Origin of the sequence: Kineococcus arenarius subsp. arenarius, assembly GCF_050871845.1 — a bacterium.
In the GTDB taxonomy this organism is placed as follows: domain Bacteria; phylum Actinomycetota; class Actinomycetes; order Actinomycetales; family Kineococcaceae; genus Kineococcus.
In genome coordinates this window covers 22,218-40,476 of sequence record NZ_JBJLSE010000032.1, presented here as the reverse complement: position 1 = coordinate 40,476, position 18,259 = coordinate 22,218, and the positions used below count along the sequence as shown (strand labels likewise).

Annotated in this window: 14 protein-coding genes; 4 read left to right on the top strand and 10 right to left on the bottom strand. The window is 74.5% G+C overall.

Annotation, left to right across the window (positions count from 1 at the left end):
• Positions 1-183 precede the first annotated feature (183 nt).
• Positions 184-1,206 carry a class II fructose-bisphosphate aldolase gene (gene fbaA, locus ACRYM0_RS10105; protein WP_432504639.1) on the bottom strand — a complete coding sequence of 341 codons (1,023 nt, stop codon included), beginning with the start codon at positions 1,204-1,206 and terminating at the stop codon, positions 184-186.
• Between the two features lie 157 nt (positions 1,207-1,363).
• Between fbaA and ACRYM0_RS10100 the strand changes: the two genes are divergently transcribed.
• Entirely contained in the window at positions 1,364-1,930 is a 567-nt protein-coding gene (locus tag ACRYM0_RS10100; protein WP_432504637.1) for a type 1 glutamine amidotransferase domain-containing protein, read from the top strand.
• The gene (locus ACRYM0_RS10095; protein WP_432504635.1) at positions 1,927-2,937 is read left to right on the top strand and encodes a TIGR03557 family F420-dependent LLM class oxidoreductase; all 1,011 of its coding nucleotides are present in this window, start codon (positions 1,927-1,929) and stop codon (positions 2,935-2,937) included. The genes ACRYM0_RS10100 and ACRYM0_RS10095 overlap by 4 nt, the downstream gene beginning before the upstream one ends.
• 85 nt (positions 2,938-3,022) lie before the next feature.
• On the opposite strand, the gene ACRYM0_RS10090 is transcribed toward ACRYM0_RS10095, so the two are convergent.
• The 8 genes from ACRYM0_RS10090 to ACRYM0_RS10055 form a co-directional block, all read right to left on the bottom strand.
• A complete protein-coding gene (locus tag ACRYM0_RS10090; RefSeq protein ID WP_432504633.1) occupies positions 3,023-6,055 on the bottom strand; it encodes an alpha-mannosidase in 3,033 nt (1,010 codons plus the stop codon).
• A 68-nt stretch (positions 6,056-6,123) separates the two neighbouring features.
• Positions 6,124-7,035 (bottom strand): carbohydrate ABC transporter permease, encoded by a 912-nt coding sequence (locus ACRYM0_RS10085; protein WP_432504630.1) that lies wholly within the window; start codon positions 7,033-7,035, stop codon positions 6,124-6,126.
• Positions 7,035-7,967 carry a carbohydrate ABC transporter permease gene (locus tag ACRYM0_RS10080; protein WP_432504644.1) on the bottom strand — a complete coding sequence of 311 codons (933 nt, stop codon included), beginning with the start codon at positions 7,965-7,967 and terminating at the stop codon, positions 7,035-7,037. Before ACRYM0_RS10080 ends, ACRYM0_RS10085 begins: the two co-directional genes overlap by 1 nt.
• Entirely contained in the window at positions 7,964-9,316 is a 1,353-nt protein-coding gene (locus tag ACRYM0_RS10075) for an extracellular solute-binding protein (RefSeq protein WP_432504628.1), read from the bottom strand. Before ACRYM0_RS10075 ends, ACRYM0_RS10080 begins: the two co-directional genes overlap by 4 nt.
• Positions 9,317-9,389: 73 nt before the next feature.
• Positions 9,390-10,640 carry an ROK family transcriptional regulator gene (locus ACRYM0_RS10070; RefSeq protein WP_432504626.1) on the bottom strand — a complete coding sequence of 417 codons (1,251 nt, stop codon included), beginning with the start codon at positions 10,638-10,640 and terminating at the stop codon, positions 9,390-9,392.
• Between the two features lie 101 nt (positions 10,641-10,741).
• Positions 10,742-11,518, bottom strand: a complete 777-nt coding sequence (locus ACRYM0_RS10065) for a carbonic anhydrase (protein ID WP_432504624.1) — start codon at positions 11,516-11,518, stop codon at positions 10,742-10,744.
• Between the two features lie 169 nt (positions 11,519-11,687).
• Positions 11,688-12,215, bottom strand: a complete 528-nt coding sequence (locus tag ACRYM0_RS10060; protein ID WP_432504622.1) for a DUF421 domain-containing protein — start codon at positions 12,213-12,215, stop codon at positions 11,688-11,690.
• Between the two features lie 85 nt (positions 12,216-12,300).
• Positions 12,301-15,213 (bottom strand): FAD-binding and (Fe-S)-binding domain-containing protein, encoded by a 2,913-nt coding sequence (locus ACRYM0_RS10055; protein ID WP_432504643.1) that lies wholly within the window; start codon positions 15,211-15,213, stop codon positions 12,301-12,303.
• A 141-nt stretch (positions 15,214-15,354) separates the two neighbouring features.
• On the opposite strand from ACRYM0_RS10055, the gene ACRYM0_RS10050 reads away from it, so the two are divergent.
• Entirely contained in the window at positions 15,355-16,248 is an 894-nt protein-coding gene (locus ACRYM0_RS10050) for a M23 family metallopeptidase (RefSeq protein WP_432504620.1), read from the top strand.
• Between the two features lie 25 nt (positions 16,249-16,273).
• On the opposite strand, the gene ACRYM0_RS10045 is transcribed toward ACRYM0_RS10050, so the two are convergent.
• A complete protein-coding gene (locus ACRYM0_RS10045; RefSeq protein WP_432504618.1) occupies positions 16,274-17,173 on the bottom strand; it encodes a nucleoside hydrolase in 900 nt (299 codons plus the stop codon).
• 71 nt (positions 17,174-17,244) lie between these two features.
• Here ACRYM0_RS10045 and ACRYM0_RS10040 point away from each other — a divergent pair, with 71 nt between their 5' ends.
• Positions 17,245-18,252 (top strand): ion channel, encoded by a 1,008-nt coding sequence (locus tag ACRYM0_RS10040; protein ID WP_432504616.1) that lies wholly within the window; start codon positions 17,245-17,247, stop codon positions 18,250-18,252.
• The last annotated feature ends 7 nt before the right edge of the window (positions 18,253-18,259 follow it).

Below are 18,259 nucleotides of genomic sequence, written 5' to 3'. Positions count from 1 at the left end.
GACGTCCTCGGGTCCGGGCGTCCGGAGCCCGCCCCTCGCAGCCGGGCGAGGTGGCGCACCCGGTCGCGGGCGGAGAGCCCGGACCCGAGGACGTCCCACCACCCGCGCCACCCGACCACGTCGGCGCACGAGGTCAGCACACGACGGCGGCCCGGACCCCGTGGGGACCGGGCCGCCGGGACGTCACTTCAGGCGCTGGCCGGCGCTGCGCAGGGACTGCGCGGCCTCGACGACGCGGGCCGCCATGCCGGTCTCGGCGAGCTTGCCCCAGGTGCGCGGGTCGTACGTCTTCTTGTTGCCGACCTCGCCGTCGACCTTGAGGACGCCGTCGTAGTTGCGGAAGACGTGGTCCACGATCGGCCGGGTGAAGGCGTACTGGGTGTCGGTGTCGACGTTCATCTTCACGACGCCGTGGTCGACGGCGGCGGCGATCTCCTCGGCGAGGGAGCCGGAGCCGCCGTGGAAGACGAGGTCGAACGGCTTGTCCTTGCCGACCTCGGCGCCGACCTGGTCCTGGATCTCCTTGAGGATCTCCGGGCGCAGCTTGACGCCGCCGGGCTTGTAGACGCCGTGGACGTTGCCGAAGGTGAGGGCGGTGAGGTAGCGGCCCTTCTCGCCGGTGCCGAGGGCGCGCACGGTGGCCATGGCGTCCTCGACGGTGGTGTAGAGCTTGTCGTTGATCTCGTTGGCGACGCCGTCCTCCTCGCCGCCGACGACGCCGATCTCCACCTCGAGGACGATCTTGGCGGCGGCGGCCTTGGCGAGCAGCTCCTCGGCGATCTGCAGGTTCTCGTCGAGGGGCACGGCGGAGCCGTCCCACATGTGGGACTGGAACAGCGGCTCGCGGCCGCCGTCGACGCGCTCCTGGGAGATCGCCAGGAGGGGGCGCACGAACCCGTCGAGCTTGTCCTTCGGGCAGTGGTCGGTGTGCAGGGCGATGTTGACGTCGTACGCCTTGGCGACGTGGTGGGCGTACTCGGCCAGCGCCTGCGCGCCGAGGACCATGTCCTTGACGGTGGTGCCGGAGAGGAACTCGGCGCCGCCGGTGGAGACCTGCACGATGCCGTCGCTCTCGGCCTCGGCGAAGCCGCGGATGGCGGCGTTGAGGGTCAGCGACGAGGAGACGTTGATGGCCGGGTAGGCGAAGGACCCGGCCTTCGCGCGGTCGAGCATCTCGGCGTAGACGTCCGGGGTGGCGATGGGCATGGCGACTCCTCGTCGTTGCGGCTCTGGCGCCCCCGATCCTTCCACGGGTGGGCGCTCGCGGTCAGGCAGGTCGTGGAGGCGTGCGTCACCCGTGCTCGCGCCGGAGCCCGGTGCGGTCCGAGGTGCCGGAGGCCCGCGGCGGTGCCAGCGTGGGGGCATGAGCGAGACGCAGCTGCAGGGGAAGAAGGTCGCGTTCCTGGTCGCCATGGAGGGCGTCGAGCAGGCTGAGCTGACGGAGCCGTGGAAGGCCGTGCAGGACGCCGGCGCCGAGCCGGTGCTGCTCTCCACGCAGCCGGGCCAGGTGCAGGCGTTCGAGCACCTGGACAAGGCGGACACCTTCGAGGTGGACGTGGTGGTCTTCCACGCCACCGTCGGCGACTACGACGCGCTGGTGCTGCCGGGCGGGGTGGCGAACCCGGACTCGCTGCGCACGAGCCGGGAGGCGGTGGCGTTCGTGGGGCAGTTCGCGGCGTCGTCCAAGCCGATCGCGGCGATCTGCCACGCGCCGTGGACGCTGGTGGAGGCGGACGCGGTGCGCGGGCGGCGGCTGACGTCGTGGCCGAGCCTGGCCACGGACCTGCGCAACGCGGGGGCGGAGTGGGTGGACGAGCAGGTGGTGGTGGACACCTCCGGGCCGGGGCCGCTGATCACGAGCCGGAAGCCGGACGACCTGGAGGCGTTCTCGAAGACGCTGCTGGAGCACCTGGCGGGAGCGGGCGCGTGAGCGAGGTCCGCATCGGCTACACGTGCCTGTCGGAGCAGTCCGACCCTCGCTGGCTGGTGCGCGACGCCGCCGCGGCGGAGGAGGCGGGTTTCGACCTGGTGGTCTTCTCGGACCACTACTCGCCGTGGCTGACGTCGCAGGGGCACGCCCCGTACGCGTGGAGCGTGCTGGGGGCGGTCACGCAGGTCACCTCACGCGTGGAGCTGATGACGTACGTGACGTGCCCGACGATGCGGTACCACCCGGCGGTGGTGGCGCAGAAGGCGGCGACGCTGGGTCTGCTGTCGGAGGGCCGCTTCACCCTGGGGGTGGGTTCGGGCGAGAACCTCAACGAGCACGTCGTGGGGCACGGCTGGCCGGCCGTGGAGGAGCGCCACGACATGCTCGTGGAGGCGCTGGAGATCATCTCCGCGCTCTTCGACGGGGACCTGCTCAGCTACGCCGGTGAGCACTTCCGGGTGGACTCGGCGCGGTTGTGGGACCGCCCGGCGCAGCGGGTGCCGATCGCGGTGGGGGTGTCGGGCGAGAAGTCGTGCTCGCGGTTCGCCCCGCTGGCGGACCACCTGATCGCGGTGGAGCCGGACCCGTCGCTGGGGCCGCTGTGGGACGGGGCGCGGGACCCGGCGCAGGCGGCGACGAGCCGGCGGATCGGGCAGTTGCCGGTGTCGTGGGACGCGGACCGCGACGCCGCGGTCGCGCGGGCGCACGAGCAGTTCCGGTGGTTCGCGGGCGGCTGGAAGGTCAACGCGGACCTGCCGACCACGGCGGGTTTCTCGGGGGCCAGCCGGTTCGTGCGGCCGGAGGACGTGGCGCAGCAGATCCCGTGCGGGAACGACGTGGAGGCGGTCGTGGAGGCGGCGAGCGCCTTCTTCGAGGCGGGGTTCACGGACCTGGCGCTGGTCCAGGTGGGCGGTGAGCACCAGGAGGACTTCCTGCGCGCGGCGCAATCGGAGATCGTCCCGGCCCTGCGCGAGGCCGCGGCCTCCCAGGACCCCTCCCCCAGCTGACCCACCCCCACCCCTTACCCCGACCCCTCCGTGATCTTGCACGCGTGAACGCTCAACCGTGCAAGATCACGGAGGGGGTGGGGGGTCAGGCGCGGCGCCAGCGCAGGGTGGCGATCTGGAACGGGCGCAGCTCGAGGACGGCGGCGTCCGGGCGGGCCTCGCGCAGGGCGCGCGGCTGCTCGGCGTCGCGCTCCAGCAGGTCCGTCTCGGTCACCGAGGCCGCGGCGAAGGACGGCCGCACGGTGGCCCGCGCCCGCCCGCCGTGCGCCTCGTAGAGCCGGACGACGACGTCGCCGCTGCGGTCCTCGGCGAGCTTGACCGCCTCCACGACCACGCCGGCGCCCTCCACGGCGAACAGCGGGTCGACCGGCCCTGCACCGCGCACCTCGCGCAGCGGCAGGTTCAGCCGGTACCCCTCGCGCACCGCGTCGGGGATCCCGGCGCCGACCAGGAGCGAGGTGCGCAGGACGTGCCGGCCCTGGTCGGCGTCCGGGTCGGGGAACAGCGGGGCGCGCAGCAGCGACAGCCGCACGGTCGTCGTCGTACCGCCGTCGGGCCGCGTCGTGCGCCCGGTGTCGTGCCCGTAGGTGGAGTCGTTCGCGACGGCCACGCCGTAGCCGGGCTCCCCCACGTGCACCCACCGGTGCGCGCACGTCTCGAACCGCGCCGCGTCCCATGAGGTGTTCGCGTGGGTGGGGCGCAGGACGTGCCCGAACTGGATCTCGGAGGCGGCGCGATCGGCGTGCACGTCGAGCGGGAAGGCGAGCTTGAGCAGCTTCTGCCGCTCGTGCCAGTCGACGTCGAAGGACAGCTCCACCGCGGCGGCACCCGCCGCGAGCGAGACGAGCTGCTCCACGCGCGAGTCCCCGAAGCGCCGCACGACGCGCACCGCGACGCGCTGCGGGGACTCCTCCACGAGCTCGACGGACTCCGCGGCGGTGAGGTCGGTGGTGTGCCGGCGGTAGTGCTCGTCGACGTCCCAGGCGTCCCACTGGGTGGGGGTGTCGCGGTGCAGCTGCAGCAGGCCGCCGCGGGCACCGGGGGCCAGCACCTCCCGGCCGGCGGTCAGGTCGAGGACGGAGGCGAGCAGCCCGTCGCGGTCGACGGCGACGCGGACCCGCTCGTTCTCCAGCACGAACCCGCCGTCGGCGGCCGACGCTCGGGCGTCCCCGGACCGCTGCGGCGCGCCCGCTCCCAGGGCGGCGAGACCGTGACGGGGGAACGGCGAGGCGTTGAAGGCGACCGCGCCGTCCCCGGAACCGGCCAGCTCGCCCAGCGAGGTGCCGATGAGCTCCTCCAGCTCGGCGGCCACCTCGGCGTAGCGGGCCTCGGCCTCCCGGTGCACCCAGGCGATCGAGGAGCCGGGCAGGATGTCGTGGAACTGCTGCAGCAGGACCACCCGCCACAGCCGCTCCAGCGCCTCGTAGGGGTAGTCCGCGCCGCGCTGCACGGCGGCGGCCGCCGCCCACAGCTCCGCCTCGCGCAGCAGGTGCTCGCTGCGGCGGTTGCCGCGCTTGGTGCGCGCCTGCGAGGTGTAGGTGCCGCGGTGGAACTCCAGGTAGATCTCCCCGCTCCACACCGGCGGGTCGGGATACTCCGCCTGCGCCTGCCGGAAGAAGTCGTGCGGGCCCGCGAGCTCCACGACCGGTGAGCCCTCCAGCGAACGGGTGCGCGCCGCGGCGGCGAGCATCTCGCGGGTGGGGCCGCCACCGCCGTCGCCGTACCCGAAGGGCAGCAGCGAGCGGCGCGCCCGGCCCTTCTCGGCGAACTGCCGCTCGGCGCGGGCCAGGTCCTCACCGCCCAGGTCGGAGTTGTAGGTGTCCGCGGGCGGGAAGTGGGTGAAGATGCGGGTGCCGTCGACGCCCTCCCACGCGAAGGTGTGGTGCGGCATCCGGTTCACCTCGTTCCACGACGGCTTCTGGGTGAGGAACCAGCGGGCGCCGGCCGCCACGGCGATCTGCGGCAGGGCGGCGGTGTACCCGAACGAGTCCGGCAGCCACACGTCCAGCGGCTCGACGCCGAGCTCCTCGGCGAAGAACCGCTTGCCCGCGACGAACTGGCGGGCCAGCGCCTCCCCACCGGGCATGTTGGTGTCGGACTCGACCCACATGCCGCCGACGGGCACGAAGCGGCCTTCGGCGACGCGCTTCTTGATCCGCTCGAACAACTCCGGCTGGGCGTCGCGCACCCACGCGTACTGCTGCGCGGAGGAGCAGGCGAACACCAGGTCCGGGTCCTCGTCCATCAGCGCCAGCACGTTGGAGAACGTGCGCGCGCACTTGCGCGCCGTCTCCCGCGTCGGCCACAGCCACGCGGAGTCGATGTGGGCGTGCCCGACGGCGGTGACGCGGTGCGCGCTGGCGGAGGCGGGCTGCGCGAGCACGCCGGCCAGCGCCGCACGCCCGGCGGAGGCGGTGCCGGCCACGTCCCAGGGGTCGACGGCGTCGACGGCGTCGTCCAGGGCGCGCAGCACCTCGGCGCGCCGCGTCGAGGACTCCGGCAGCTGTGCCAGCAGACCGCGCAGCGTCCAGACGTCCTGCTGCAGCTCCCACACCTCGACGTCGAGCTCGGCGAGGTCCGCGCCCGCGAACCGGTACAGCGGGTCGGTGCCCGCGGTGGCGGGGTCGCCAAGCCGGGTGGGGGTGGCGAACACGCCGTCGCCGGAGACGTCCGGGTTCGAGGACGCCTCCAGCAGGACGTCCACCGCACCGTCCGGGCCCGTCACCGCGGCCAGCGGCAGGTACCGGTTGCGCGGGTGCAGCCCCTTGAGGACCGTGCCGTCCGGGCGGTACGCCGTCGCCTCGGCCTGGAAGCCCGGTTGCACGTCGGAGTAGCCGAGGTCGACGACGACCTCGGCGCGGGTGCCCTCACCGCCGAACCCCTCCGGGACGGGGCCGGCCAGCCGGAACCAGGTGGTGCCCCAGGGCCGCCCCCAGGCGGTGCCCGTCGCGAACGGCTCGTACGTCGCGGCGGCCGCCTCGGCGAACGGGACGGGTTCGCCCGGCGCCACCCACGCGGTGACCTCCAGCGGCACGCGCCGCCGGTGGGTGGCCGGTTCGAGGCGCTCGCGCACGAAGCGCTCGACGCGCATCTCGACGAGGGCGGGGTTGAGGTGCACGGGGCGGCTCCTGGAGCGGGGTCGTGGCGGGGGCGTGCGCGGGGCGGTGGGCCGGTGGTTCGAGCGTGTCAGCCCTTGACGGAACCCGCCAGGGCGAAGGATCCGCCGGCGAGGCGCTGGACGACGAGGTAGAGGACGAGGACGGGCGTGGCGTAGAGCAGGGAGAACGCGGCGAGCTGCCCGTACGCGACGGCGCCGTTGGTGCCGAAGAAGGTGTAGATGGACACGGCGGCGGGCTGCCGGGCGGGGTCGAGCAGCAGCACGAACGGCACGAAGAAGTTCCCCCACGCCTGGGTGAACACGAAGATGAACACCACGGCGATCCCCGGGCGCATGAGCGGCACGACGATGCGGCGCAGCGCGGTCATGGCGCTGGCGCCGTCCACCCAGGCCGCCTCCTCCAGCGACACGGGAACGCCGTCCATGAAGTTCTTCAGCATCCACACGGCCATCGGCAGCGAGGTGGCGGCGAGGAACAGGACGGTGCCGGTCAGCGAGTCCAGCAGCCCCAGGGCGACGAACAGCGCGTACACCGGCACCATGATCGCCGTGATGGGCAGGCAGCTGCCGAAGAGGATGGCGTAGAGGAAGGAGCGGTTGAACCGCATGCGGTAGCGCGACAGCGGGTAGGCCGCCAGGGTCGCCACGACGACCGTGACGAGCGCCGCGCCGCCGGAGACGACCAGGGAGTTCCACAGCGGGAGCAGCGTGAGCTCGTAGGTGAGGACGTCGCGGAAGTTCTCCAGCGTGGGGGCGCCGGGCAGCGACACCGACACGGTGGCGTCGGGGTCCACCGAGGCCAGCACGATCCAGGCCAGCGGCACGAGGAAGACGACGCCCACGAGGAGCAGCGCGAGGTTCGCGGCGACGCTCGCGCCCCGCCGGTGGGGCGAGGTGACGTGCAGCCCGGGGCGCGCCGGCGCGGCCGGCGGCACCGCCGCCACCGCGTCGGGCCGGGTGGTCGCTCCCGCGCCGGCCATCAGTCCACCTCCGGCTTGAGCACGCGGACGTACACGGCGGCGAACACGGCGCCGACGACGAGGGTCACCACGGCGATGGCGGTGCCGTAGCCGACCTGGGCGAACTTGAACGCCTCCTGGAAGGCCAGCACCGGCAGCGTGGAGCTCCGCGTGCCGGGGCCTCCCCCGGTCATGACCCAGATGAGGGTGAAGACCCCGAGGGTCTGCAGGGTGGTGAGCATGAGGTTCGTGGAGATCGACCGGCGGATCATCGGCAGGGTGATGCGGAAGAAGCGCTGGGCCCCGCTCGCACCGTCCAGGGAGGCCGCCTCGGTGACGTCGGGCGGGACCTCGGACAGCGCCGCGCCGTAGACCATCATCGAGAAGGCGGTGCCGCGCCAGACGTTGGCCAGGACGACGGCCATCATCGGGAAGGTGACCAGCCAGGCGGGGTCCCCCGCGCCGAACGCCCCCAGGACGGCGTTGAGGGTGCCGTCGGTGGAGAAGAACGCGTACAGGGCGAAGGCGGCGACGATCTCCGGCAGCACCCAGGCGGTCACCACGAGGGCGCTGACGAGCGAGCGCAGCGGGCCGAGGGCGACGCGCAGCAGCAGGGCGACGGCCATGCCGAGGACGTTCTGGCCGACCACGGCGGAGGCGATCACGAAGAACAGCGTCAGCCACGCGGACTGCCAGAACTCCCCGCTCGACAGGAGCTGCGCGTAGTTGTCCAGACCGACGAACTCCGGGTCGGCGGCGCGGTAGCCGCTGAGGGCGGTGTTCGTCAGCGAGCCGTACAGCGCGTAGGCGATGGGCCCGGCCAGGAACACCAGCATGAGCGCGCAGGCCGGCAGCAGGGGGGCCAGCTTGAGCGCCGTGCCGGACCCGCGCCGGGCGGGGGTCCGCTCCGCCCGGCGCGGGCCGTGGGTGGTGACGGCGGTCGCCACGGTCAGCCCGCCGCCTGGGTGCGGTCCTCGCCGACGATGCCGACGAGCCCCTCGTCGTAGGCGGCCGCGGCTTCCTCGGGGCTCTGGCTGCCGGTGGCGACGGACTCGGCGGCCACCTGGATGTTCGCGGAGATCTGCGAGTAGTCCGGGGTGGCGGGACGGAAGTTCGTCACCGGGACCAGGGAGGAGAAGAACTCGAACGACGGGTTGTAGGCCAGGTACTCCGGGTCCTGGGCGACGTCCTTGCGCACCGCGATCTGGCTGTTCTCGGTGTCGTACTTCAGGGCGTTCTCGCGGTTGAGGGCGACCGTGATGAAGTCGAACGCGGCCTGCGGGTCGGCGGCCGTCGAGCCGACCGACAGGAGCCAGCCGCCGGACATCGAGGTGCGGCCGGGGTCCTGGCCGTTCTGCGTGGGCATGGCGGCGATGCCCATCGTCTGCTCCCACTCCGGCCACTCGTTCTCCCCGGAGATCCACGCGCCGGGCAGCCAGGAACCGTCGATCGCCATGGCGAGCTCGCCCTGCGGGAGCAGTTCGGTGCTGATGCGGGCGCCGAGGGCCGCGTCGAGCATGAGGGAGGTGTCGGGCCCCAGGCCCTCGGAGTAGACGGCCTCGTAGAAGCCGAGCGCGTCGCGGAACCCCTGGGAGCCGGTGATCCACTTCTGGGTCTCCGCGTCGTACAGCTCGTCCCCCGTGCCGTACAGCAGCATCTCGAAGCCCTGCATGGACGTCGCCTCGCCCGCGGCGCGTCCGGCGTAGACGTTCAGCGGGATGACGCCGGGGACGCGCTCCTTGACGGCGCGGGCCGCGGCGAGCACGTCGTCCCAGGTGGTGGGCTGCCAGTCGGTGGGCAGCCCGGCCTGCTCGAAGATCTGCTCGTTGAAGTAGATGCCGCGGGTGTCGGTGCCCATGGAGACCCCGTAGGTCTTGCCGTCGTCGCCGAGGCCGGCCTGCTTGGCGGTCTCGTCGAACTGGGACCAGTCCTCCCACTCGGCGAGCATGTCGTCGACGGGCGCCAGGTAGCCGGCAGCGGCGTCGGAGCGGACCTGGAAGCTGTCCTCGTAGATGACGTCGGGCGCCGTGGACGGCGAGCGGTTCATCAGCGCCAGCTTCGTGAAGTACTGGTCCTGCTCGGCCTCGATGGGGACCAGTTCGACGGTTCGGCCCTCGTTGGCCGCCTCGTACTCGGTCTTGGCCTTCTCGAGGACGTCCTCGAGCTGGGTGAACTGGGCCGTCCGCTGGTAGGCGACCCGGATGGTGCCGTCGTCGTCACCGCCGCTGCTCGCTCCCCCGCACGCCGTCAGGGCGAGGGTCGCGGCGGCAGCCGTCGCGAGGAAGTGCCGTCTGCGCGCCATGGTGCTCCTCCACGTGCCACGGGGTCGCCGTCGACCCACCACGGAGTATGTAAATCAATTGGACTTGCTCTCGTCAAGAGCTGACGAGCAGCACCGAGGACCGGGGGCTGAACGCGTCGTCGAGGACCAGGCAGGCGGCGCCGACGGCGGCCACGTCGCGCCCCACCCGGGTGCCGCGGATCTGCACCGCGTGCAGTGGCGCGGCCACCTCCCGCCCCCGCACCAGCGGGGGCACCACCTCCAGGAAGCGCCGCTCCAGCCGCGGCCACAGCGGCCCGCCGAAGACCACGAGGTCCAGGTCCAGGAGGTTCTGCACGCCCGAGACGGCGCGCGCCACCCGGGCGGCCGCCGCGTCGACGACCGCGACGGCCGCGGGCACCCCCTCGTCGGCGAGCCGGCACACCTCCCCCAGGGCCCGGTCGACGCCGAGCACGTCGTCCAGCGGCCAGGGGCCCAGCCCGGCCGCCTGCGCCTGCAGCACCAGCGACCGGGTCGCGTTGCGCTCCCCCAGGCACCCGCGCTGCCCGCACTCGCAGACCGGCCCCTCGCCGTCGGCGGCCAGGTGGCCGACCTCGCCGGCGTTGCCGGAGGATCCGCGCAGCACCTCCCCGCGCAGCACCAGCCCGGTGCCGATGCCCGTGCCGAGGTAGAAGAACGCGAAGCTGCCCGTCGGCCCGGCACCGCCGGCCCACATCTCGGCCACGGCGGCCGCGACGACGTCCTTGTCGAGCAGCACGGGCAGGCCGGTGGCCTCGGACAGGACCCGGCGCACCGGCACGCGCGCCCACCCGGGCAGGTTCGGGGCGCCCACGACGTCCCCGGCCGGCCCGTCGACGGGGCCGGGCACCGCGACGCCCAGGCCCGTGAGGCGCTCGGCCGGCACCCCGGAGGCCTCCACGGTGGCCGCGACCTCCGCCGCGACCAGCGCCAGCGCCTCCTCTGGCGGGACCTCCGGCGTCAGCGGGGCGTCGGAGCGGGCGACGACCCCGCCGCGCAGGTCGAGCACGACGGTGGTGACCACGACCGGGTCCAGGTGGACGCCGACGGCGTAGCGCCCCGACGGCGCCAGCTGCAGCATGGTGCGGGGCTTGCCGGGGCCACCGCCCTGCTTGCCGGCCTCGACGACGAGGCCCTGCTCCAGCAGGTGCCGGCAGATGTTGGAGACCGTCTGCGCCGACAGGCCCGTCAGGGCCGCGAGCTCCACGCGGCTGAGGCCCTCGGCGTGCCGGCGCACGGCGTCCAGGACGACGACCCGGTTGTAGTCGCCGACGCGGGGCAGGTTCGAGCCGCGGCGCACCGCGGCGGGACGGGGAGGTGCTGCCACCGCGTCAGCGTGCCACGGCTGTCGCAGGGCCCGGCGGGGTGCTTCACCGGCGCCGCCTGCGTCACGGCCCCGGGCGCTGAGCCGGACGGTCCCCGCGCCCGTCAGGTGAACGTGACCGCCCCGTCGTGCAGGTCGTAGGTGGCACCCACGACGCGCAGGTGCCCGGCGGCGGCGGCCTCGGCCAGCAGCGGGTCCGCGGACAGGGTCAGCACGTCGCCGGCCACGTTGAGCCGCACGGCCTCGGAGAGGGCGTCCTCCCCGCCGGTGCCGGCGAGCGCCGACTCGGCGGCCGGGCGGATCGCCTCGACGAGCGAGTCGATCGCCGTGCCCGAGGGTGCGGAACCCCGCTGGACCGCCTCCAGGGCGGCGCTCACCGCACCGCACCCCTCGTGCCCGAGGACCACCAGCAGCGGCACGTGCAGGTGCTCGACGGCGTACTGGACGCTGCCCAGCACGGGCGGCGCGAGGACCTGGCCGGCGGTGCGCACCACGAACAGGTCTCCCAGGTCCTGGTCGAACACCAGTTCCGGGGGAACCCGGGAATCGGCGCACGAGAGCACGGCCGCGAACGGGTGCTGACCCTCGGCGATCCGCAGGCGGTGCGCGGCGGTGCGGGTGGTGTGGTCCTCGGGGTGCGCGGCGAAGCGGGCGTTCCCCTCCCGCAGCAGTTCCAGCGCCTGCTCGGGGTCGGTGACCCGCTCCGGGCGCTCGCCCCCTGGGCGCGGCGCCACCGCCGCACCGCTGCCGGCGCAGGCGGTCAGCAGCGCGCCGCCGCCCAGCGCGGTTCCCCAGCGCAGCAGCCCGCGCCTGCTGGTCGTCTTCTCGGGGTCCGGCCCCGGCACCCCCGTCGGGCTCGTGCGGGCGTGTGCGGGCAGCACGGATCGTCGAGCGTTCATCGGTTCCCCCCGGTGGTGGGGCGCGGCCCCCGCCGCGATCCCCCCGGACCGCGCGGCCGGAACGCTACTGCGAACGGGTGCCGGCCTCGACGGAATTACCGGCCCCTGCCGGCGACGGCGAGAACGGGCACCGTGAGCCGCGGCGGGACGCTCAGCTGCGCACGACGAACGGGTCCACCGACGCGCCGTCGCGCATCGAGCTCTTCTCGATCACCGAGAACTCCCCGTCCGCCTGCAGCACCACGGCGGCCACGCCGTCGAGCGAGCCCAGGCCGTTCTCGCGGGCGGCGGAGTGGATGTCGGCCTCGGTGAAGCGGTGCCGGCGCATCGTCTCGTGCACGAACTCGCCGTCGTGGAACAGCAGGACCGGGCTCGTCGCGACGAGCTTGTTCACGACGCCGGAGCGGTGGCGCAGGAACGCCATCACCCACTGCAGGACCACCAGCAGGGTGAAGACCACCAGGGCCGTGGCCAGCGAGGTGTCGCTCGAGGTGAGCACCCGACCGAAGGCCGACCCCAGGGTCACCGTCAGGACGAAGTCGAACGGGGTCATCTTCGCCATGTTGCGGGGCCCGCTGATCCGCAGGATCCCCACGATCCAGACGTAGCCGAGCGTTCCGACGACCAGCGCCCGCACGATCGGGGCCCAGCCGTCCCACCAGAGCGTCACACCGTCCATGCCCGCCACCGTGCCACGGCGACCGGGCACCCGCGCGGTGGCCGGAGAGCCGCTCCCCGACCACCGCGCAGCGGTGACGACGTCCTCAACCCTGCCGCTGCAGCGCTTCCACGAGCAGTTCCGCCAGGTGCTTGGGCCGCACCCCGGCGAGGTTGTCGGACTGGGTGCGGCAGGAGTACCCGTCGGCCACGACCACCGCGTCCGGGTCCTGCTCGATGCCGCGCAGCGCCGGCAGCAACCGGTGCTCGGCGACCTTCACGGAGACGTCGTAGTGCCCGTCCTCGGCGCCGAAGTTCCCGGCCAGGCCGCAGCAGCCGGACAGCACCTGCGCGTCGACACCGGCCTTGGCGAGCAGCGCGGCGTCGGGCGCGAACCCCATGACGGCGTGCTGGTGGCAGTGCGGCTGCACGACGGCCCGCACGTCCCCGTCGGGGTCCAGGCGCGGCGGGACCCAGTCGGGCCGCTGCTCGGTGATGAGCTCGGCGAGCGTCTTCACCCGGGTCTTCAGCGCGTGGGCGCGCGGGTCGCCGGGCAGGAGCTCGGCGGCGTCCTCGCGCAGCAGCGCGGTGCAGGACGGTTCCAGGCCGACCACCGGCGCGTCGGCGGGCAGCCCCGGGGCGCTCAACGCGTCGAGGGAGGCGCGCAACTGCTTCTTCGCGCCGTCGAGCTGGCCGGTGGACACCCACGTCAGCCCGCAGCAGACCTTCTCGGTGGTGATGGAGACGTCGAAACCCAGGTGCTCCAGCAGCGTCACCGCGGCCCGCCCGACCTCCGGGGAGAAGTGCTCGGTGAAGGAGTCCACCCACAGCACGACCGGCTGCCCGCCGGTGCGCACGGGGCGCCGCCCGAACCACCCGCGGAACGTCTGCTCGGCGAACCTCGGCAGCGGCCGCTCCTGCGCGATGCCGCCGACGCGCTTGGCCAGCGCCGCCAGGGCGGGGACGCCGGTGAGGGCGTTGACGAGCTTCGTCTCGAACCGGTGCAGCGTGGCCAGCCGCGACCAGCGCGGCAGCCAGCCGAGCAGGTAGTGGTTCATCGGCCGCAGCCGCCCCGCGTAGTGCTTGTCGAGGAACTCCGCCTTGTAGGTGGGCATGTCCACGCCGGCGGGGCAGTCGACGGTGCAGCCCTTGCAGGACAGGCACAGGTCGAGGACCTCGTGGACCTCCTGCGAGCGCCACCCGTCGGTGACGAGGGTGCCGTTGGCCATCTCCTGCAGCAGGCGGGCGCGCCCGCGCGTGGAGTCCTTCTCGTCGCCGGTGGCCAGGAAGCTGGGGCACATGACGCCGCCGGAGTCGGCGCGGCACTTGCCGACCCCCACGCAGCGGTGCACCGCGCGGGTCAGGTCCCCGCCGTCGTGGGAGTACGCGAACTTCAGCGGCATCCCCAGCACGTGGGCGGGGCGGGCGGCGGGGACGCGCAGGTCCGCGTCGACCGGCGCGGGCCGCACGAGGACGCCGGGGTTGAGCAGGTCGGCGGGGTCGAAGGCGCGCTTGACCTCCTCGAACGCGGCGATGGAGTCCGCGTCGTACATCAGCGGCAGCAGGGCGCCGCGGGCGCGGCCGTCGCCGTGCTCGCCGGACAGGGAGCCGCCGTGCTTCGCGACCAGGCGCGCGGCGTCCTCCAGGAACGCACGGGTGCGCTCGGCGCCGCCGTCGTCGTAGAGCGGGAAGTCGATGCGCACGTGGATGCAGCCGTCGCCGAAGTGGCCGTACGCCAGGCCGTCGACGCCGTGGGAGGCCATGAGCGCGTCGACCTCGCGCAGGTACCGCCCCAGCTCCTCCGGCGGCACGGCGGCGTCCTCCCAGCCGGGCCAGGCGGGCTGGCCCTCCGGGGAGCGCCCGGCGAGACCGGCGCCGTCCTCGCGGATGCGCCACAGCTTGCGCGCGTCGGCGGCGGTGGGGATGACCACGGAGTCGAGGGCCTGCGAGTCCGCGACCATCGCGCGCGCGGCGGCCAGGGACTCCTCCGGGGTCTCTCCGCCCATCTCCACGAACAGCCAGCCGTCGCCGGTCGGCAGCCCGTCGACGGAGCCGCCGCGGCGCACCACGGCGTCGGCCAGGCGGCGGTCGATGCCCTCCACGGCCAGCGGGCGGTGGGTGAGCAGGGCGGGGGTGGCGTCGGCGGCCTCGTGCATGGAGGCGTAGCCGAGCACGACGAACGTGGTGGACGGCGACTGGCGCACGAGCCGCACGCGGGCGCGCAGGATCGTCGCCAGGGTGCCCTCGGAACCGGTGAGCAGGCGGGCCAGGGCGGTGCCGCGCGGGCCGCCGGTCTCGGGCAGCAGGTGCTCCAGGGCGTACCCGGAGACCTGCCGGCCGAAGGTGCCGAAGCCGGTGCGGATGGTGGCCAGGTGGCGGCCGGCCACCGCCTCCAGCCCGCCGAGCAGGTCGGCGGGCGGGTCGTCCGTCCAGAACCGGCGCCCGTGCCCGTCGAGGACCTCCAGCGCGAGCACGTTGTGGCTGGTGCGGCCGTAGGCGAGGGCGTGCGAGCCGCAGGCGTCGTTGCCGATCATGCCGCCGACGGTGCAGCGGGCGTGGGTGGACGGGTCCGGGCCGAAGCGCAGGCCGTGCGGGGCGGCCTCGCGCTGCAGGTCGTCGAGGATCACGCCCGGCTCGATGAGCGCGGTGGCGCCCTCGGCGTCGATCTCCAGGACGCGGTTCAGGTGCCGGGAGAAGTCCAGGACGACGCCGGTGCCGACGGCGTTGCCGGCCACGGAGGTGCCCGCCCCGCGGCTGGTGAACGGCACGCCGAGCTCGCGGCAGACGGCGAAGACGGCCTCGACGTCCTCGGTGCTGCGGGGGAAGACGACGACCTGGGGCACGACGCGGTAGTTGGAGGCGTCGGTCGTGTACTCGGCGCGGCGGCGGGTGGAGGCGTCCACGACGCCGGAGCCGGCCTCGACGCCGAGCGCGGCGAGGAGGCGCCCGACGAGGCGGTCGGCCCCGTCGGTGGTGGTGGTGCCCGGGGCGGTTCCGGTCGCCGGGGCGGGGTCGGTCATCGTCACGGCACCAGTGTGCCGCCTCGCACCGACGCTCCCGGCCACCCTCCCGGCGGCCCCGGGCCCGCGGGGGCTACCGGCACCGCCACCGGCCGCGGGACGGTGGGGCGCACCCGACACCCCACAGCACCGGAGGCCGACGTGACCCACCGCACCGCTCCCCCGCTGCGCACCGTCGAGTCCGCCGCACCGCTGCCCGGGTGGGTGCGGGCGCTGGCCCGGGTGCGCGGCGTCGCGGCGCGCGCGCTGTGCGCCCTCGTCCTCGTCCTGGTGGCGCTGGAGGTGCTGCCCGGGCCGGGGCTGCCGCCGGTGGTGGAACCGCTCGTGGCGCCGGCCCTGCTCGTGCTCGTCGTCCTCACGGTGGTGCTGACGCGGTTCGGCGGCGGGCCCCGGCCGCCCGCGCGGCTGGTGGGGCCCGTCGTCACCGGGCGCTGGCAGGCGCTGTCCACGCCCGCCGACCGGGTCCCCAGCCACGGCACGCACGGCTACGGCCAGACCTACGCCGTGGACCTGCTGGCCGACCCGGCCGACGGTTCGCGGCCGCCGTTCACCGCCGGCGGCGGGTTCCTGCCGCCGGAGCGCTTCCCGGCGTTCGGGCAGCCGGTGCTCGCCGGTTCCGGCGGGCGCGTGGTGCGCGCCTCCGGCCGCGCCCGCGACCACCGCTCCCGCAACAGCTGGCTGGCGCTGCCGTTCCTGTTCCTGGAGGGCGCGGTGCGCGACCTGGTGAGCTGGCGGCTCGTCGTGGGCAACCACGTCGTCGTCGACCACGGCGACGGCAGCTTCGCCTGCTACGCGCACCTGCGCCGCGGTTCGCTGCGGGTGCGGCGCGGGGACGTCGTCGCGGCGGGCGACGTGCTGGGCGGGTGCGGGAACTCGGGGAACTCCAGCGAACCGCACCTGCACCTGCAGCTCATGGACCGGCCCAGCCCCGCCCTGGCCGCGGGGATCCCGTTCGCGTTCACCGGGACGGTCCTCGAGCCCTCGCCGGGCGGCGGGCAGGACGACGGGCGCGGGGTGGTTCCCGGGCGCGGGTAGCGGTTCAGCGCGAGGTCGGGCGGCATCAGCGCCGGGTAGAGCGGCGCAGCTTGGCGAAGAAGTCCTCCAGCAGGTAACGGGTGTCGAACTCCTCGCACACCAGGAGCGTGCGCTCCGGGTCGGCGCCACCGGTCATCGTGCACTCCCCGGTGAACCGGGGCGCCGGCCGCCGGCGCCACACCGCGCCCTGCGGGTTCAGCACCGCCCCGATGGCGGGCGAGTCCCCCAGGGAGCGGTGCTCGATGGCCCGGGGGTGGTGCTCGTCGTTCCAGGCGACCAGCTGGTCCACGAGGTAGCGGCCGATGCGGCCGCAGGGGGCCACCCGCTCCTCCAGCTCCGCGTACCCGACGCCGACGCGCGTGTACACCGAGCGCGGCACCTGCCACAGCTCGACACCGCTGCCGAACACGACGTTCGCGGCGTGCACGTCGTTGGACAGGTTGAACTCCGGCTTCGGCCCGTCCCAGACCCCGTCGTAGGACGGCCCGCCGATCCAGACGACCGTGAGGTCGCGCTCGGCGATCCGCGGCTCCAGCAGCAGCGCCGAGGCCATGTCGGTCAACGGCCCCAGGAACGCCGCGAACAGGGGGCGGTCGTCGTCGGCCAGCGCCTCCTGCACGATCAGCCGGGCACCGGCGCTGTCGACGGCGGTGCGCTCGTCCGGCAGCGCGACCGGGGCCCCGTCCGCGACCCGGACCGCACCGGTGCGCCCGAGCAGTTCCAGCAGCAGGTCCACCTCGGCGCGGCTGTCCGCCATGCTCGTCGCCGAGCGACCCGCGCCGAAGTGGGCCGGCACGATCCCGCGCACGTCCAGCGTCTCGGACAGCAGCGCGTGGACGACCGCGTACTGGTCGTCCGCCTCGTTCTTGGCGTCGGTGTCCACCACCAGGCGGACGGTCCTGGCGGCCCTCCGGGTCGTGGCCACGGCGCCTCCCGTCGTCCCGGTGCTGGTCCCCGCGACCGTAGCCCACCGACGGCGGGGAGGACCATGGACCGGTGCTGACAGCAGTGGAGATCATCGCGGGGACCGCGCTCGTGATCCTCGCCCTCGTCGACGCCCTGGTGACCACGTTGTCCGTGAGCACCGGGGCCGGACCGCTGACGAGCCGGGTCACGGGGGTGCTGTGGCGGGTCCTGCTGTGGCGCCACCCCCGGGGCCGGCAGGGCACGCCGCTGCGGTTCTCCGGGGTGCTGATGCTGACGGTGACGGCGTCGACGTGGGTCCTGCTGCTGTGGGCGGGGTGGTCGCTGCTGTTCCTCGGCAGCGGCGCGGTCGTGAACTCCACGACCGGACGGGCCGCCGGGGTGCTCGACACCGTCTACTTCGCCGGCTTCTCCACCGCCACCCTCGGCGTGGGCGACTACACCGCGGACCAGCCGGGCTGGCGGTTGCTCGCCGCGGTCGCCGGGTTCACCGGCTTCCTGCTGATCACCCTCGCCGTCACGTACCTGCTCTCGGTGGTGCAGGCCGTCGTCGCCGCCCGGGCCCTGGCGGTGCACGTCTTCGCCCTGGGAACGCACCCCCAGGAGGTGGTGGCGCGCGGCTGGAGCGGTGGGCGGTTCAGCTCCGCCTTCACCCAGCACCTCGTGAACCTCAGCAGCGAAGTGGCCCAGGTGGCCGAGCAGCACCTGGCCTACCCGGTGCTGCACTACTGCCACACCGGCAGGGCCGCGGCGGCGGCATCGCTGGCCGTCGCGACCCTGGACGAGGCCGCGCTGATCCTCGACGCCGGTGTCGCCGCGGACGCCCGCCCGGACGACAGCACCGTGGCTCCGGTGCGGGAGGCCGTCAGCGGCTACGTGCGGACCGTCGCCGCCACGTCGGCCCTGGTGCCCACCCCGGACGCACCGCCCGCCCCCGCGCTGACCGCGCTCGCCGAGGCGGGCGTCCCCCTCGCCGGCGGCGGCACCTTCGAGCAGGCGGTCCGCGCGCAGGCCGACCGGCGCGCCGGGCTGCGCCGCGTGGTCGACAACAGCGGCTGGACCTGGCCGCAGGCCGGGTGACGCAGCG

What these genes read in the sequence shown, in the direction of transcription:
- ACRYM0_RS10075 (WP_432504628.1), bottom strand. Translation starts at nt 9,316, where the DNA reads ATGGCGCGCAGACGGCACTTCCTCGCGACGGCTGCCGCCGCGACCCTC.
- ACRYM0_RS10060 (WP_432504622.1), bottom strand. Translation starts at nt 12,215, where the DNA reads ATGGACGGTGTGACGCTCTGGTGGGACGGCTGGGCCCCGATCGTGCGG.
- ACRYM0_RS10085 (WP_432504630.1), bottom strand. Translation starts at nt 7,035, where the DNA reads ATGGCCGGCGCGGGAGCGACCACCCGGCCCGACGCGGTGGCGGCGGTG.
- ACRYM0_RS10055 (WP_432504643.1), bottom strand. Translation starts at nt 15,213, where the DNA reads ATGACCGACCCCGCCCCGGCGACCGGAACCGCCCCGGGCACCACCACC.
- fbaA (WP_432504639.1), bottom strand. Translation starts at nt 1,206, where the DNA reads ATGCCCATCGCCACCCCGGACGTCTACGCCGAGATGCTCGACCGCGCG.
- ACRYM0_RS10100 (WP_432504637.1), top strand. Translation starts at nt 1,364, where the DNA reads ATGAGCGAGACGCAGCTGCAGGGGAAGAAGGTCGCGTTCCTGGTCGCC.